Annotated in this window: 17 protein-coding genes; 8 read left to right on the top strand and 9 right to left on the bottom strand. The window is 34.9% G+C overall.

The window, feature by feature from the left end:
• Window positions 1-8: 8 nt before the first annotated feature.
• On the bottom strand, window positions 9-1,739 hold the full coding sequence (locus SUSAZ_05965) for a glycoside hydrolase (protein AHC51535.1): 1,731 nt from the start codon (window positions 1,737-1,739) through the stop codon (window positions 9-11).
• 36 nt (window positions 1,740-1,775) lie between these two features.
• Between SUSAZ_05965 and SUSAZ_05960 the strand changes: the two genes are divergently transcribed.
• Complete coding sequence (locus SUSAZ_05960) at window positions 1,776-3,110, top strand: glycosyl transferase (protein AHC51534.1); 1,335 nt, start codon at window positions 1,776-1,778, stop codon at window positions 3,108-3,110.
• Here SUSAZ_05960 and SUSAZ_05955 read toward each other — a convergent pair.
• Window positions 3,100-3,297, bottom strand: coding sequence for a hypothetical protein (locus SUSAZ_05955; GenBank protein AHC51533.1), 198 nt, complete (start codon window positions 3,295-3,297; stop codon window positions 3,100-3,102). The two genes, SUSAZ_05960 and SUSAZ_05955, sit on opposite strands and share 11 nt — an antisense overlap.
• 145 nt (window positions 3,298-3,442) lie before the next feature.
• On the opposite strand from SUSAZ_05955, the gene SUSAZ_05950 reads away from it, so the two are divergent.
• Window positions 3,443-4,153 carry a 5'-methylthioadenosine phosphorylase gene (locus SUSAZ_05950; GenBank protein ID AHC51532.1) on the top strand — a complete coding sequence of 237 codons (711 nt, stop codon included), beginning with the start codon at window positions 3,443-3,445 and terminating at the stop codon, window positions 4,151-4,153.
• 14 nt (window positions 4,154-4,167) lie between these two features.
• Window positions 4,168-5,364, top strand: a complete 1,197-nt coding sequence (locus SUSAZ_05945) for a phosphohydrolase (GenBank protein ID AHC51531.1) — start codon at window positions 4,168-4,170, stop codon at window positions 5,362-5,364.
• Here the strand turns inward: SUSAZ_05945 and SUSAZ_05940 are convergent.
• Together SUSAZ_05940 and SUSAZ_05935 are read right to left on the bottom strand one after the other, a co-directional pair.
• On the bottom strand, window positions 5,351-6,328 hold the full coding sequence (locus SUSAZ_05940; GenBank protein AHC51530.1) for a diphosphomevalonate decarboxylase: 978 nt from the start codon (window positions 6,326-6,328) through the stop codon (window positions 5,351-5,353). The genes SUSAZ_05945 and SUSAZ_05940 overlap by 14 nt on opposite strands.
• Window positions 6,318-7,016, bottom strand: a complete 699-nt coding sequence (locus tag SUSAZ_05935; GenBank protein AHC51529.1) for a GHMP kinase — start codon at window positions 7,014-7,016, stop codon at window positions 6,318-6,320. The genes SUSAZ_05940 and SUSAZ_05935 overlap by 11 nt, the downstream gene beginning before the upstream one ends.
• Window positions 7,017-7,299: 283 nt before the next feature.
• Between SUSAZ_05935 and SUSAZ_05930 the strand changes: the two genes are divergently transcribed.
• On the top strand, window positions 7,300-7,902 hold the full coding sequence (locus SUSAZ_05930) for a hypothetical protein (GenBank protein ID AHC51528.1): 603 nt from the start codon (window positions 7,300-7,302) through the stop codon (window positions 7,900-7,902).
• A gap of 3 nt (window positions 7,903-7,905) precedes the next feature.
• Here SUSAZ_05930 and SUSAZ_05925 read toward each other — a convergent pair whose 3' ends face one another.
• Window positions 7,906-8,253 (bottom strand): TrmB family transcriptional regulator, encoded by a 348-nt coding sequence (locus SUSAZ_05925; protein ID AHC51527.1) that lies wholly within the window; start codon window positions 8,251-8,253, stop codon window positions 7,906-7,908.
• A 358-nt stretch (window positions 8,254-8,611) separates the two neighbouring features.
• On the opposite strand from SUSAZ_05925, the gene SUSAZ_05920 reads away from it, so the two are divergent.
• Together SUSAZ_05920 and SUSAZ_05915 are read left to right on the top strand one after the other, a co-directional pair.
• Complete coding sequence (locus SUSAZ_05920; GenBank protein ID AHC51526.1) at window positions 8,612-9,034, top strand: esterase; 423 nt, start codon at window positions 8,612-8,614, stop codon at window positions 9,032-9,034.
• Between the two features lie 4 nt (window positions 9,035-9,038).
• The gene (locus tag SUSAZ_05915) at window positions 9,039-10,322 is read left to right on the top strand and encodes a hypothetical protein (protein AHC51525.1); all 1,284 of its coding nucleotides are present in this window, start codon (window positions 9,039-9,041) and stop codon (window positions 10,320-10,322) included.
• Here SUSAZ_05915 and SUSAZ_05910 read toward each other — a convergent pair.
• Window positions 10,302-11,054 carry a hypothetical protein gene (locus SUSAZ_05910; GenBank protein ID AHC51524.1) on the bottom strand — a complete coding sequence of 251 codons (753 nt, stop codon included), beginning with the start codon at window positions 11,052-11,054 and terminating at the stop codon, window positions 10,302-10,304. The two genes, SUSAZ_05915 and SUSAZ_05910, sit on opposite strands and share 21 nt — an antisense overlap.
• A gap of 165 nt (window positions 11,055-11,219) precedes the next feature.
• Here SUSAZ_05910 and SUSAZ_05905 point away from each other — a divergent pair, with 165 nt between their 5' ends.
• Window positions 11,220-11,843, top strand: a complete 624-nt coding sequence (locus SUSAZ_05905) for a membrane protein (GenBank protein AHC51523.1) — start codon at window positions 11,220-11,222, stop codon at window positions 11,841-11,843.
• A gap of 45 nt (window positions 11,844-11,888) precedes the next feature.
• Here the strand turns inward: SUSAZ_05905 and SUSAZ_05900 are convergent, their stop codons facing one another.
• The 3 genes from SUSAZ_05900 to SUSAZ_05890 form a co-directional block, all read right to left on the bottom strand.
• Window positions 11,889-12,233, bottom strand: coding sequence for a hypothetical protein (locus SUSAZ_05900; protein ID AHC51522.1), 345 nt, complete (start codon window positions 12,231-12,233; stop codon window positions 11,889-11,891).
• Between the two features lie 818 nt (window positions 12,234-13,051).
• Entirely contained in the window at window positions 13,052-13,444 is a 393-nt protein-coding gene (locus SUSAZ_05895; protein ID AHC51521.1) for a twitching motility protein PilT, read from the bottom strand.
• A complete protein-coding gene (locus SUSAZ_05890) occupies window positions 13,428-13,673 on the bottom strand; it encodes a VapB-type antitoxin (protein AHC51520.1) in 246 nt (81 codons plus the stop codon). The genes SUSAZ_05895 and SUSAZ_05890 overlap by 17 nt, the downstream gene beginning before the upstream one ends.
• Before the next feature lie 962 nt (window positions 13,674-14,635).
• On the opposite strand from SUSAZ_05890, the gene SUSAZ_05885 reads away from it, so the two are divergent.
• Window positions 14,636-15,046, top strand: coding sequence for a cupin (locus tag SUSAZ_05885; GenBank protein ID AHC51519.1), 411 nt, complete (start codon window positions 14,636-14,638; stop codon window positions 15,044-15,046).
• Window positions 15,047-15,309: the final 263 nt, after the last annotated feature.

Below are 15,309 nucleotides of genomic sequence, written 5' to 3'. Positions count from 1 at the left end.
CTTTCTATTTATCTTACTTCATCAAACTCCAGTATACTTAACACCATTCCAGAATGAGGGAACAAATGAGGATAATTGCCTCTTGCCTCACAAGTTTCAGGATCCACATGTTCTCCTATAAGTCCTAAGTCCTGATTACACATTATCAGAGTTTCAAGTAACCATCTAGCTCTGTCAAATTCTTTTAATCTGATATAAACCCTAGCCATCCATGTTGTAACTAACGTGAATGGATTCTTTGCCAATCCCATGAAATCTTTTTTATACCTCAAATATAATCCATCAGCGACCCTAAGTTCTTCTTCTATCTTCTTCAAAGTGTTCATGAAGAGACTATCTGTTGCTGGTATGAAATCATATAATGGTAAAGTCAACAACGCAGCGTCTATTTCATCTCCTCCGTAATATCTCACGAAATGATGACTGTCCTTAACCCCGTTACTCAGTATGTCTATTTTTATCTCATTAGCTCTGGATTTCCATTCCTCAGATAACTTATTATAACCTAAATCTTTTGCCAATTTTGATGCTCTGTCTAAAGCAACCCAGGACATTAATTTTGTGTGAGTGTAATGCCTACTGATTCCTCTCTCTTCCCATATATCTGTACTTTCCCCTCTCCATGAAGAAGAAACCCAGTCTGATATTGCCTCAACAGCCCAGAAAATAGATGAAACATAATCCTTATCTAGTGTCCTTTTATAGTATTCGTATAATGCGTTCATGTAAGCTCCCTCAATATCCATCTGGATCTGAAGATAAGCAGCATTTCCAATTCTAACCGGTTTACTATTCATGAACCCGCTTAACCAGTCCAAATTCTCTTCTGCAGGTGGCGGTGTTCCATCAACAGAGTAAAAAGGATGGTCGAAGCTTTTCGAGGATGGATCAAGTAGATTTGTTAAAAAGTCTAAAGCTCGTCTGGCATGTGTTATTAGATTGGCTTTGACTAGAGCTTCTATTGCATAGGAAGAGTCTCTAACCCAAACGTATCTGTAATCCCAATTTCGTTCATCACCAACTATTTCAGGAATAGATGTAGTGGGCGAAGCAATTATTCCTCCCGAGGGCTTATATATTAACCCTAAAATCACTGATAATGATCGATAGAAAGCATTTTCGTATATAGTAGGTCTTCTAGCTCTTTCTAGCTCTTTCCTAGAATAGTAAAGTAATTTTGAGTATGCCTCATACGGTTCAGAGTATACGAAGCCTTTCTGGCTAAATAGACCATATCTGAGATCTCTAGAATATAGTAGGTATAGGTATCCCTTTCCACTATTTACTGTAATGCGGTAAGGTGAATTTATTTTATAATCTCCGTTTATTAATAGTTCTAATCCTTCTTTAGACTCCGGATTTTTATAAATGATTCCGTCTTTTCTTGTTTCTGTGCCAGCATTTACTAGACCATAATTGAATAATGGCTTAACTTCAACATTAAATGGTACTTTAGCCTCATATACTCTTATAATTGCAGGTAAGGATAGGGGCAGAAAATCTATCAGTATAAGATTGCCGTCATCGAATTCAGTTCTGAGTATCAATGAGTATTCTACATAGTGCTGTTTAACTCTGTTGAATTTCTCAGGAGTTACGAGGAAATATCCTCCTTTATCTTCATCTAATATCTTTGTAAAAACAGATGGAGAATCGAATTTAGGAACTGGAAACCACTCTATACTTCCTTCCTTCTCTAGTGCAGTTGTTATGCCGTTTGAGAGTAAGGCATAATTCATTAAAAGAATATAATTACTGAAAGAGTAAATTAGTTTATGTTCTCAGTATCTATCAGCACACAGACACCTCCAGTTAGATTCAGGTATACTTATAGGGATTTGATAGATAAATATGGATTCTTTGAACTACCGATAGAGTTGAGTCAATTGGACTCTTCTGATTACTACTTTTCTGTAGGCGGAGTGCCAAAGATGATGTTATCCCTCATTAGCAAATTTAATAAGGTTAGATGGGTCTCTTTAGGTCCTGGTTATCCACCTCAGGTTAAATATGGTGATCAGAGACTTTTTGATTTTATAGATCTGGATCCTGAGAATCTTAAAAATTATACTAGGTATAAAGAGGGAATATATAATGAAAGCCATGGAATAGAGAAATATGAGATTAAACCTTTAGAATATATAAGTTATGCGGATTATAACTGGATCTCAGCTAAAAAATTACTTGAATTTCATAATGACACTGATGTATATTTCATAAATGATTTTCAGCTATTGCTAGTGGGAGGTATAATTGGTCCATCAGCACCTGCAATACTTTGGTATCATATACCATTTGTGCCTGAAAATTTATCACCACGGATTAGAGACTTTATTGTAAGATCATTTGAGGGATATGATTATGTTATACTGAGTACTAAGAGAGACTTAGAAGGTCTTCTAAGGATTGGTGCCAAAATAAATGCTAGGCAAGTTTACCCTTTCATTGATACTAGCACTTTAAGAAGGAGTAGTAAGGGTGAAGTGGATAAAGTAAAATCCAAATATAATATAGGTAAAGACGAAAAAGTGATAACGGTAGTGGCTAGAATGGATCCCATGAAAAGCCAAGATATAGCAATCATGGCTTTGAAGAAAATTAAGGAGGGTAATGCTAAACTTTTACTCGTAGGGAATGGTAGTTTCACAAGTGGTGCATTGGGTACAAACAAGGCTGGTAATTGGGTAAGAAAACTTCAGTCACTAGCCAGTAATTTAGGAGTTGATAAGAAGGTTGTATTTACAGGTCACGTGTCAGATGAAGAGTTGAATGTAATATACGAGGCTTCAGATGTGGTTGTCCTTCCCTCAAGGATAGAAGGTTTTGGTCTCGTTGTATGTGAAGGTTGGTTCTTTGAAAAGCCTGCTATAGTGAGCAGTGGTGCCGGGGTAAGTGAGCTAGTAATAGATGGTTCTAACGGTTTTGTATTCAAAAGTGGCAATTATGAGGAGTTAGCTGAAAAAATAGATATTGTCTTGAAAGAGCCGGATAAGTATAGTAGGCTAAGTAGGGATACTGTAAATAAATGTAATGTTGAGTATGCCTTTAATCAACTCAAAGACATATTTACACAGGCGATGAAAGATTATGGTAAAAATGTTAACCTTTAGTAGGTCTAATTGTTATAGTGCCGGATTCTTCATCTACTTGTAGCATGTATTTCGTACCGTGTTTTTCAACCATTGATTTTGGTATGTATAAGTTTAGTGGTAACGTGTAATATTCATATTCGTAAGTCTTTCCCCTGACAGTCTTCTTTCCTACTAATCTTTTAGCTTCAACAACCCTTTCTTTCATAAGATAAGGTATTGAATATGACTTTTTAAATATTATCCTAATTTATTCTAATACTTATATAAGCCTATATGAACTCTGTTTACAGATGATGAACACTGGCTGTATTGACCAAATGATATAAAAACCTTCTAATGTCTGATATCTCATGAATCCCGTACATATTCTTGCAAAGAAAGGAGATGTGGCAGAAAGAGTAATAATAGCAGGTGATCCGGGCAGAGTAAGGTATATAGCTAAATTCTTAGACGATGTAAGGACAGTAAACGAGAACAGGGGATTTCTTGTATATACAGGCAAGTATAAGGGTATTGATATCTCAGTTGCAACTCATGGTATAGGTGGTCCTTCCATAGCTATAGTATTAGAGGAATTAATCATGTTAGGAGGAAAGACATTTGTGAGGTTTGGAACTACCGGAGCACTAGCATCAGATATAGAAATAGGCGACTACATCCTAGTTTCTGGTGCTTCCTATAATCCCAGTAGTATAGTATATCAATATTTCAAGGAAAACGTCTGCATTTCAGCAACCCCAGACTTTGAATTAAGTTCAGCACTTTACAACTCCTTCAAGAACAGAAAGTTAAAGTTTCATGTGGGTAACGTTTTCAGTAGTGATGCATTTTATGCTGAGGATGCCGAATTTGCGAAAAGATGGTATGAGAGGGGTAATATCGCAGTAGAGATGGAATGCTCTACACTGTTTATACTGAGCAGATCGAGAAAAGTGAGAAGTGGGGCAGTGTTAGTTGTTTCAGACAATTTAGTTAAAGGGGGATGGATATCAAAAGAGGAGTTAGAAAACAAAGTTAAGGAAGGAGTATATGCTGTACTAGACGCATTAATATTAGTTTAACAAAATAATATATCGTGAAATTAATAAGAGATCCAATACATGGTTACATAGAAATAGATGACGAAATACTAAAGATAGTTTCCTCTAGAGTATTTCAGAGGCTAAGATTAATCTCTCAGAATGCTATGGCACATTTAGTCTATCCTGGTATGAGACACTCCAGATTTGAACATAGTCTTGGTGTAATGCAGTTAGCTGGAGAGTTTGCACGTTTTGTTAAACCCCCTTTTTTCACCCCTGGTTATGAAAGATTGGTTAAAATAGCAGGGTTACTTCATGATATAGGTCATTTAGCCTTTTCCCACACCTTTGAATCTGCTTTACAAGTTGCCAACGAGATATATGGCGTTAAAGACGTATTATATGAAGGCAAAAAGACTCACGTTAAAATAGGAGTTAAAATAATCCAGGAGAATCTATCTTCTATATTAGAAGCCATAAAAGATTCCACTATTTCCGACCCAATAAAATTTCTAACAAACGTGCTTGAGGAGAATGTAAGAAGTGAAGAGGAACGCTTTGCGTTACAAATAATCTCAAACTTCATTGACGCTGACAGAGGAGATTATTTATTGAGAGATTCGTACTATGCAGGTGTTGGATATGGCTCCTATGACATTGAAAGACTTAAGAGAGTTTTAGTTTATGTGGATGGTAGAATAGCAGTTCTGAGGAAGGCTATACCTATTGTTGAACAATTTCTATTAGCAAGGATGTATATGTTCGAGAACGTATACTTCCATAGCGTTGTAGGAATGTATAATTCTATCCTATCTCATGCAATTGCTAAGATGATACAAACTGGGTTATTAGATTTATCAAGACTCTTGGAAATAACGGATATAAATGTGTTATCAAAGCTCGATAAGTTAGATGAAAGATATAAACGAGCCCTTCTTTACAGGGAAGGATATAGGAGGATAAAAAAAGAGGTTATAAACGAATGCCTAAATCGAGTGGATAGAGATGAACTAATAAATCTGAGCAGGGAAACTGACGGAAAGATCATTTATCATGAGTTCTTTGATGTTCCGTATAAAGAAGAAAAGGAAGCTGTCTACATATTTGATGGAAGTAAGCTCCAAGAGTTATCTAAAGTATCTAACTTGATAACTGCCGTCAAGGATTTAAAAAAAGCTGTAATAGTTTACCATGTGAGCGAGGAGGACAGAATTAAGAAGTATAAAGAGATCCTGTCTAACTGCGAATAACTCTAGGTCCCCTTCCAACTTTCGTTATTATATAATCCTTTATTCCTATACTATTTAGATACTGAGTAATTTCATCAAGGTGCTTTTTTGTCGTGAATATATGTGGATTTGGTCCAGCGTCAAAAGTGTAAGCAGCATTTCCAAATTCTTGTATCCATTCCATTATCTTGAAAGATGTGTCATTTAGATAAAAGAACGATGGCCATGAATCAAGGATAACAGCATGCATACTATTACTATGCCTCATGGTCCAATAATAGAACTCTTTTTCGTCCTTCTTCTTAATACTATCTATGACTAAAGGTAACGTATCTTCAATAAACTTAAGTCTACACTCCATCAGTGAAGAAGATAAGGCTGTATTCTTCATCCCCTTCCTCGAGGAAACCTTCTTCTCTTTCAGCTGAATTAGCGGAATAATATCTATTAGGTCTTCCCAGTGATCCTCAGGAAAAATTTGATAACAATATGAATCTTCCCCATCTTCCTGACTACCCTTTTCCCATATTACAAATCCACCAATTGTGCTTCTACAAGCACTACCTGATCCAATTCTGGCTATTTTGGATAATTCCCTTTGGCTTAAACCCAAACCCAGTGCATCATTTAACGCATAAACTAATGCAGCTATACCTGCTGCAGACGAGGCTAAACCGACTGATTTAGGGAAATTCATGTACGACTCAACTTTTACGTAGAATTTTTTACCGTAGAGATCTCTGAAAATATTAATAACTCTCCCTCCGTATTCTTCAAATTCTTCCTCTCTTAACCTCTGTTGATTTACGTATATTTCATCCTTTTGTAAATCGGCTGAAACAGTTACCCTAGTCCTCACTTCTAATTTCTCCAAGCTTATGGACAATGAGGAATTCAAAGGGAGATTTAATTTATCGTCTCTTTTACCCCAATATTTTACTATTGCTATATTGGAAGGAGCAATAGCCTCTCCTTCAAGTTTCAACCTTAAGCCCCTCGTCTTCCTTCAAATTAATAACATATATTCCTTTAATTTTCTTCCATTCCTCTACAACCCTTGAAAGATCATAACCTATTGCGAAGACTGACTCGCCTCCAGCTCCGGGGGACATAGCTATTAGTGCATCATACTTTTCAGCTATTCTCCTTAACTCTATGGTTTTTTCGTTCTCTATTTTTACACCTATCACATTTTCAGCTAATTGCTCTAACATGACTCTGGATAATTTTAAGTGCTCTACAGCCTGTTCCAGTTTGTTATCTTTCAATAACTTTATGGCAAATGAGTTCTCAGCATCAATGTATTTCATCATTTGCTTAAACTGTTCCAAATCTCTTTTTTCAACGAATTTCGCCACGGAGTTCACAGTATCATAGCTTTCCCCAATGAATGCCAGTGCCATTTGGTATCTGTCCCCTAATCTAAGAGGCTCGATGTAAGTGTCTAAACTTTGTATATCGGTGAATCTCTTGTAAACTATTGAGCCATAAACTGCGGTAGCTATGTCAAATCCACTACCTATACCTCTTTGTCTTTGATAGTTTGCTACTTGCGATATTTTGTGTATCTCGTTTAAGTTTACATTTTCGTTTATTAGAGCATACAAACATGCAGTTAAGGCAACTGTGGATGCGGAAGAGCTTCCTAGACCTGTTTTTCTACCCTCAAGCAAGAAGTCTTTGTCGTTTATTAGCTTAACATGAACTTTTGGTAAATTAGGGAACTGTGATATGACACTTTCGATTAGGGAATTTCCTTTACCCTTAAAGACTCCGTAACTAGTCTCAAATAAAGAATCATCTGAAGGAGAGTACTCACATTCGGCTCTTACTCTTTTATTGATTGCTATTGAATGAGATATTCCTCCAAAGACAACGGAGTAACTACCTATCCATAAAACTTTTCCTGGGGCACTAGCTACTACTTTTTTTATCTTTTTTCACCATAATCAGTGTATGGAGTTTGAGCAAAAAAGAGATAGGCTAGTCTTAACTACGATAGCTCAGGCGGGTCCTTCCGGCTTAGATTCTAGAACTCTATTCTCTAATTTGTCATTATTCGTAACGGCTGAGTCGATACAGAGAAGTATTGAAAACTTGTTCATAAAGGGAGATGTGGTTATAGTTAATACAGGTGGAGAAGTAAGGTATATAGCATCCAAGACCGTTAGAGATTCATTACTCACGTTAGAAATCCAGAAAGTTAGACTGGTCGAGTACTTAAAAGAGCTGAGTAAAAAGAAAGATGAAATACTGAAGATTGAGGATAAGTCAAAACAGGCTGAGGAGTTAAGAAAACTCATAGGTAGGGGTTTCGTGTTAATAGCCACAGGTTTGTTAAGTTTATATGAGAAAAGACCTGAAACAACAATACCTGAATATATAGAGGCACTTCAACCTTTAGTAGACGTTTTAGAGAAATTAGCTAAAATGGTTGAGATTCCATACTCTAAAGAGGAACTAGATAACATACTTAAGCTTATAGAGAAGTATAGAGGAGAAAAAGATTATCAGATAATGAAGGATCTAATAGAACATGAGACAGCCAAGAATCAATGAGTTCTATATCCTAGCCATATCCTCACTTATGACTTGGTCAATGAGTTTAGAACAATTCAGTAAATCATTTCGCATTTTATCCTCAAAGTTAATAATCAGAGTGTAGTAATACTTTGGTCTTCCTATCCTTTTATCTGTCTTCTTTTCCCTTGTGATTAAACCTATATCCATCAATTTTTTGAGACTATTCTCTATTGTTGTTTTACTAACCTTCATCATGTCAGATAGCTCTTCAGACGTTATAGACTTCCTCAGTTCTATCAATTTTAATAAACAGTCAACATCAGTGTCCGAAATCTTATAACAACATCGTATTACTTCTTTATTTAAGCCCATTTTTTCTTGGCTCACATAATATATTCAATTTTTAACCTAATAAAAATTTCTCTAGTTTATACTATGTTATATTCAATTACATAACTAATTGCGATATTGCAATTTTTTGCCAATCATAGCATAATATAAAACTTTTGGTATGTGCAACTTTATGAATCTTTAAAAATAAAGGTTATTTTTGATTAAGCAAACGGATTAAAACATATTAGATGCCAAGAAATTTTACTGTCAATATACTAAGTATTTTTAAGAGCAACATAAGGATTACTTAGTCGTAATAAAATAGTAATTCGTCATATGACTAGGACACAGTGTGTTGTAATCAAATATCTTAAAAGAAAGAGTTTTTTATGAGATATTTATAGTAATGTTTATGACCGATGAAAGTAGCGGATTTTTTGATCAGGAAAAAATAACATATATGTTAAATCTAGAGAAACTTGCCTCATACATAGGTCTCAAAGTTGTTAAGGTAAGTAAAGGATATGCAGAGACCACTTTTGACTACTCTGAAAACGTCACAAGATTAGGCGGTATTCTCCATGGCGGAGTTATAATGACAGTATTAGATTACACAGGTGGAATTGCCACTATGACAGTTAATGAAGGGTTCAACCAAGTTACACAGGAATTAAAGGTTAACTTTCTGGAAGCTATGAAAGATGGTCCCTTCAAGTGTATAGGTAAGGTAATAAGAGCAGGTAAAACTACAGTCGTAGTTGACTTAAGCCTATATGACGCAAATAATGTCCTAGGGGCAAAAGCTCTAGGAACTTGGCATATCTTAAGAAAGTGATATAATGTCAACGAAAAGAATAGTTGTTGTAGGCGGAGGTCATAACGGATTAATACTTTCTGCATTACTCGCTGAACAGGGTGCTAAGGTAACACTCTTAGAGGCTAACAATAAGTTAGGGGGAATGGCAGATACTATCGAAATAAAGGGTGTGAAGTTAAGTAGAGCATCATATGTATTGGGTCTCATGCCAGGTTTTCTTATCAATAAATTTAAAATTCCATTACTTTACAATGATGTCTTTCAGGTCTTCTACGTCAACAATAAGGTAATACCATTCTACAGAGATTCAAGGAAGAGAATAGAAGAAATGATAAAGGCTGGTGAGACTAGATATCCTGAATTTGAAGATAAATTGTTGAAGTTTAAGAAGATGCTCTATGACAAATTTACCTTTGTAGAGAAACCACCAACAAAGGATTCAATCCTTGAAGAAGCCAAGAAATACGGTTTAGAGGAATTCATTGAGGAACCAGCTAAGAAAGTACTGTCAGAGTACATATCTGAGGAGTACCATGAGTTCTTTATATATCCAGGAATGGAGAGGACTTCAGCGTATGTTATTGCCTACTTCTTTTCCCCTGAATGGTCTTTGGTAGAGGGTGGGATGGGTACAGTAAGTCAGAAAATTGCAGAGTATGCTATCGATAGGGGAGTGGAAGTAAGAGTGAACAGCAAGGTAGAAGAGTTCATAGTAAGAGACGATAAGGTGGTTGGTGTAAGGTTGGGTAACACTGTGGTTGACGGTGATGTATTTGTGATAGCCACTAGTCCGTTACAATTTCCTGAGCTCGTTCCCAATGTCCCTAAGAGAGGGTATTACCCCGGATGGAAGAAATACAATGTTATTTTATCGGACTACCCTAGGTTTCCTGAGAAGCTTAAGGGTCTTGAGAATTCCCTTCTTGACACTGAATTTGGTGAGTTGTTATTCCCATCTATCTTAGATAAAAGTAGAAACGGTGTAGTGATGGAAACCATGGCTGACCTGGAAGATCTCTACGAAATGTTCCCAGATCTTAAAAGTAAAGTCAAGTATGTCGATGAATTGGATGCATTTAACGCAGAAAAGATCTATAACTTGCCTTACGGCGATTTGAACCATCTACCAATGAGGGAGGAATTTATCCTTGAAAAGAGGCTTGGATATGAAACAAAATATGATAATGTTTACTTATGTAGTGCAGGGACTTATCCAGGTGGTCAAGTTACAGGCATTCCTGCAGTGAATGTAGCCAATTTAATACTAAGGAAGTACTTTACTAGGTCAACTTTTGTTGTCAGTTAGTTCCTTAACTTTTTCTATGTCTTTTTCTGCTTCTTGATCCATTCCTAGCTTCATGTAAACTTTAGCTCTCCTGTAATAAGCCTTAACTAGTTCAGGCTTATACTTTATCGCCTTACTGTAATAGTTTACGGCTTCATTCAATTTACCTCTCTGTTCCAATATTATGCCTTTACTAAAGTATAACTCAGCATAATATGGGTTTAGGTTGATCGCCATATCTATGTCATCCTCATATTCTAACCCCAGCTCTGCTTTCACTAGAGCTCTGTAATAGTATAGCTCAGCATCCATAGGGTATTCTCTTAAGGCTATTGTTATAGATCTCAGTGCCCCATAATAATTTGCAGTATGGTAATCCACTATTCCCTTTACCTTGTGGAACAGAGGAGAGTTGGAGTTTATATTAGCTATCTCTTCTTTTGCCTTATCAAAATTCTCCATTTTAATGTAAATTAATGCTCTCAATATCTTTGATTCATCAGTTGTTTCGTCCTTTATTTCATTTAATGCGTCTTGATACAAACCCTTTTGAATATAAATTCTAGCTACTTCGAGCCTATTATTAGCCTGTCTAAAGGCTTCAAGTGCCTCTTCATCCTTACCTAACTCCAATAATATCTTTCCTAATAAGTTATATATGTCGGGGGATGGACTACTCTTAATAATTTCATTAATCTTTCTTAGTGCATAGTTTAAATTACCCTCTTGGTAAGCTCTTACAACTTCCTCCATATATTAAAAATATGATTACTCAACTTATAACTCCTTTTTTTATTTAATATCAAAAAACCTTTATCATCATCTAAAATCCGTAAGAAAACATATTCCTAGCTCTGAAAGGACAAAGTAATAAGGGGAAGAGAGACTTTTTAAATCAAAACTCAATTCATCACACACGTGATTGTCTCGTCATCAATAGTATTTGATATATTTAATTACATAGGTATAGTTGCCTTTGCAATCTCAGGGGCAATAAAAGCAGTAAAGAGGGGCATGGATCTTTTAGGAGTTCTAGTATTAGGTTTCTCAACAGCCTTAGGAGGAGGTATTATATCGAATTTATTGCTAGGTAAAACTCCCCCCACAAATTTAATCTATTATCCTTATCCTATTATCGCATTTCTCGCTAGTTTAGCTACCTTCATTTTCTATAGGATATTCACCAATATGGGAAAACCTCTACTGTACGCTGATGCAATTGGGTTAGGCGCTTTTGCATCTTCAGGTGCTTCATTAGCCTACTCAGTCTCCAACAATGTAATCCTAGTTGTAATAGTGGGAGCTATAACAGCAGTAGGAGGTGGAGTTATTAGGGACATACTATCAAATGAAGTGCCTTTAATCCTCACTAGAGAGTTTTATGCTACCACAGCTGTAATAGGTTCTTTTGTGTATTTCATAGCCTCTGATCTCTCTGTGCCTGAAGATGTAGCTTTAATTGTCTCATTTCTAATAACTTTGATTTTACGGATTTTAGCAATGGAACTAAAATGGGAACTACCGAGAAAAAAGATAGAATAATGTAACAGTGATAATACTGATGGGAATTTGGGATTGCCTTCCAACTTATCTCCTTAAACTATATCTCGCCTTCCTCTTCTCTGTAGCTCTATCTACCTCTTTAGCTTTCTTATTTTCAGATAAGACCCAGTAATCTCTTATTCTAGCAAGAGCCTCTCGGTAATCTTTTACACCCTTCAACATTTCCGCTAAGGTGTTATTTCCAATATATCTTAACCATGCTACTATATGACCTTGCTCTAAATGCCAATTAACACATAGAGGATCAGCTGAACCAATTCTCATAATCTCTCTTTCAAGTTCTTTTTCGTTATGGGCTACTCCTACTACTTTATCATATGATTTAAAATAGAAGGGCTCATTCATTTCACCTATTACTTTTTCCTTCACAACATTAATAAAGGAGAGGGCTAATTATCAGTTATAAATACTAAAAACTTAATGATTTTAAATTATAATACAAAAAAAGTGTTTTATTAATTAACCAATTTTATCAATTTTAAAGTCTAAATAAAATATTTATCATTAAAGCCATTTTACCTACTAAAATAAAAATTTTTGATTACAATAAATATTACTATTGAGAAAACACATTATTAGTATAGCTCTGTGAAACAAAGTTATTGAGTATTACGCTAATCAAGTAATACCACTATGTCAAGATATTAGAGATAATTTTATTGGCTTAATTTCTTTAAAAAAACATAGAACAAATAGAAATTTATTCCAGTTTAGTTAGTTCTATACCGCTAATTTTTATTAAATGAATTCATTTGATATCTATTTTTTGAATGCATACTGAGTTATACTTTCCTTCCAAATATAAATACAATAAGGAAATTACATCCAAGGTATATCTCCTTGGTGATTGCTTTGAGTTGTAATATCCATGTTCGTAATATCCTTCTCTCTGGGTTTAGATCTAGTTTTAATCTCCTGTTATTTACTGGTCTAGATGAAGAGACCTAACTAATGAAAATGAGTGGAAATAATAAAAATAGTCGTTAAAAACAACTATTTCCTTACCTGTAGTAAGTCTATGTTAAAACCCTTCAAGAAATAGTGATTATCCAAAAGAGATAATCAATAACAGGAATACAAATTTATATTTCATCACCTTTTCCTTCTCTCCTCACAGCACTGTCCTTCTCTACCAATTTTAGAAATTATGACAAAACACTAATTCCAATCATATTAACTATTCTACGTTATAGCTCATCCGCGAAGACAACGTTTGATATGCTTTTATCTATCTCTTTCTCTTTTTTGAATATAGCGTTGATTTTCAGTTCTTGAGCAGCTCCTATATTAAACGCATCCACTATAGAAAGACTGTGGGCACATTTTATTTCAGCAGCCTTCCTAGCAAACCTCATACTATCAACTATTCCGAAAAATCCGCTTTTTAGTAGTTTTTGAATAACTTCGCTTGACCTCTTATTCCCATATTTTCTACATGTAACATATTGTAGCTCTGTCAAGGTAAGGTCTGTTATTAGGGGCTCAATTTGGTTTTGGATAATTAATCTTGTTATCTTTTCTCCTATATCTGAGCCCTCAAGAATTTCAACTAGAACGCCGGTATCAATAATTGCTTTCATCTTCTTCCCTAGCCTTCTCTAATTCTTCCCTAATCCCTTTCATTGAACCGAGTAGTGAGAGCAATAATTGAGGATCTTTTTTTACCTCTTTACTCTTGTCATAAAAGTCTATGAGGAATTTTATTGTATCGTTGATACTTACTTTTTCTCCCTTATTTTGTTGCAGTTCTGACGATATTCTGATAAGGCTTCTTTTTACTTCATCATCTACTCTGACAAGTGTACTCATATGTTATAGTTAGTTAAGGATATAAATAAAGTTTACTTTGTTAACAACCTTCCCAAACAAATTGATTAAGCTTTTCACAACCTTTGTCTCGAAACTAGGTTTTGAAGTCAACCTCATGTTATAGCTATACAGATTATATTGATACCAGTTACTAATATGTGAAGCAAGGTGCAATACAATTTATCTTAATCTTTTTAAAATAATTTTAATTTCTTTTAACTAAATAAAGTATCTTTCATAACAACTATCTATATCCTATCTCTAGAGTCTACATACGTTAATTTTAGGGATTAAATTTTATGTTGTCAATAATTATTCATTAATTCTCAGTTCTAGGAGAATTTAACATTAATCTTCTTTCTCTATAGTTTTATTGATTTATACTATCATTTTCCGCGAAAAATTGTTGGTGGAGTGGAAACTTGGCAATCTTTAAACTTTATCTTGTTTCAACGTTTTATCCTTATTTTTGTTGCTACTAAGGTGGTTGAAAACTGGGTGTAAAGTTATCAAGTTAAGTTGAAGTTAACTTAACACTGTATTATGTTGTCTTGATTTAGAGAAAGCAGAAAACCTAAAATGGAGAGGAAACAGAGGATTTTTTAATCATAACATAAATTGAAAGTAATACGGTACTTACGTATTACACATAAGGAAAACTCCACTGACATAGCTTATTTCTTTATCTAAATTTCAAAAGTCAGGTGTTGCGGTAGCATATGCTATTTTTTTGTTGAAAGGCTCAAATTAGAAGCTTTTTCTGTGAAATACAGTGATAGTTAATAGAAATTATAACTTATTAATTTTCCCTTATTTCTCCATGTTTTCTGACTCATAGTCCTAAAATTACAAATTAATGAAAGCCTCGCCCTTTATGGCGGGGAGGAAGCCAGATGATGAGAGTTAAAATAACAAAATGGGAGAGTAATCGATTTTTATTGAGACTTCACAATACGATATATATGGATACAAAAGTTGTAATTAGAAGAGATCAGTGGAAACCAGGATCGGCGATGGAAATAAGACGTGGCGTTAAGGATTGGAAAGTAATATATCCAGAGACTGGTTTTCCTGTTAAATCCTTAGTTTTAGGTGTAGTTGAGGTAGAGCCAAATAACTCAACTCCTCTTCATAGACATAACTGCGAAGAAGTATATTATATTCTAGACGGAGAAGGTGTAGTTGAAATTAATGGAGTAAAATACGAGATTAAGGCTAGCGATTCAGTTTATATTAAGGAGAATACTCCACACAGGGTCTTTAATACAGGTAAGACTACGCTTAGGTATGTTGCAGTAGCTGGAATTATGTTTGTTCCTTTGTTACCTAATTGGCCAACTGAGAGTCCATATGAATTTGTTGGAGAGCAATAATCAAATTGATCCTATTTTCTCGCTGAAAGACTCTTAGATGGATTAAGGGAGAATAAAAACGCTACAGCATAACATTTAATCCTGACATTTAATCATGTTCTCGTATCCTAGCGCTGAAGCAGTCAAGTTTATCTCACCTACAGTCATGAAGTTATTTTATAGTCAGAAACTAGTGACCACGCATGGCAGCTATCAAAGCATATACAATAGGGCATTCAAACAGGACCATTAGCGAGTTCTTAAATCTTCTTTTAGCCTGTAAA

This window comes from Sulfolobus acidocaldarius SUSAZ (assembly GCA_000508305.1).
In the GTDB taxonomy this organism is placed as follows: Archaea; Thermoproteota; Thermoprotei_A; order Sulfolobales; family Sulfolobaceae; genus Sulfolobus; species Sulfolobus acidocaldarius_A.
This window is presented reverse-complemented; position numbering and strand designations above follow the sequence as displayed.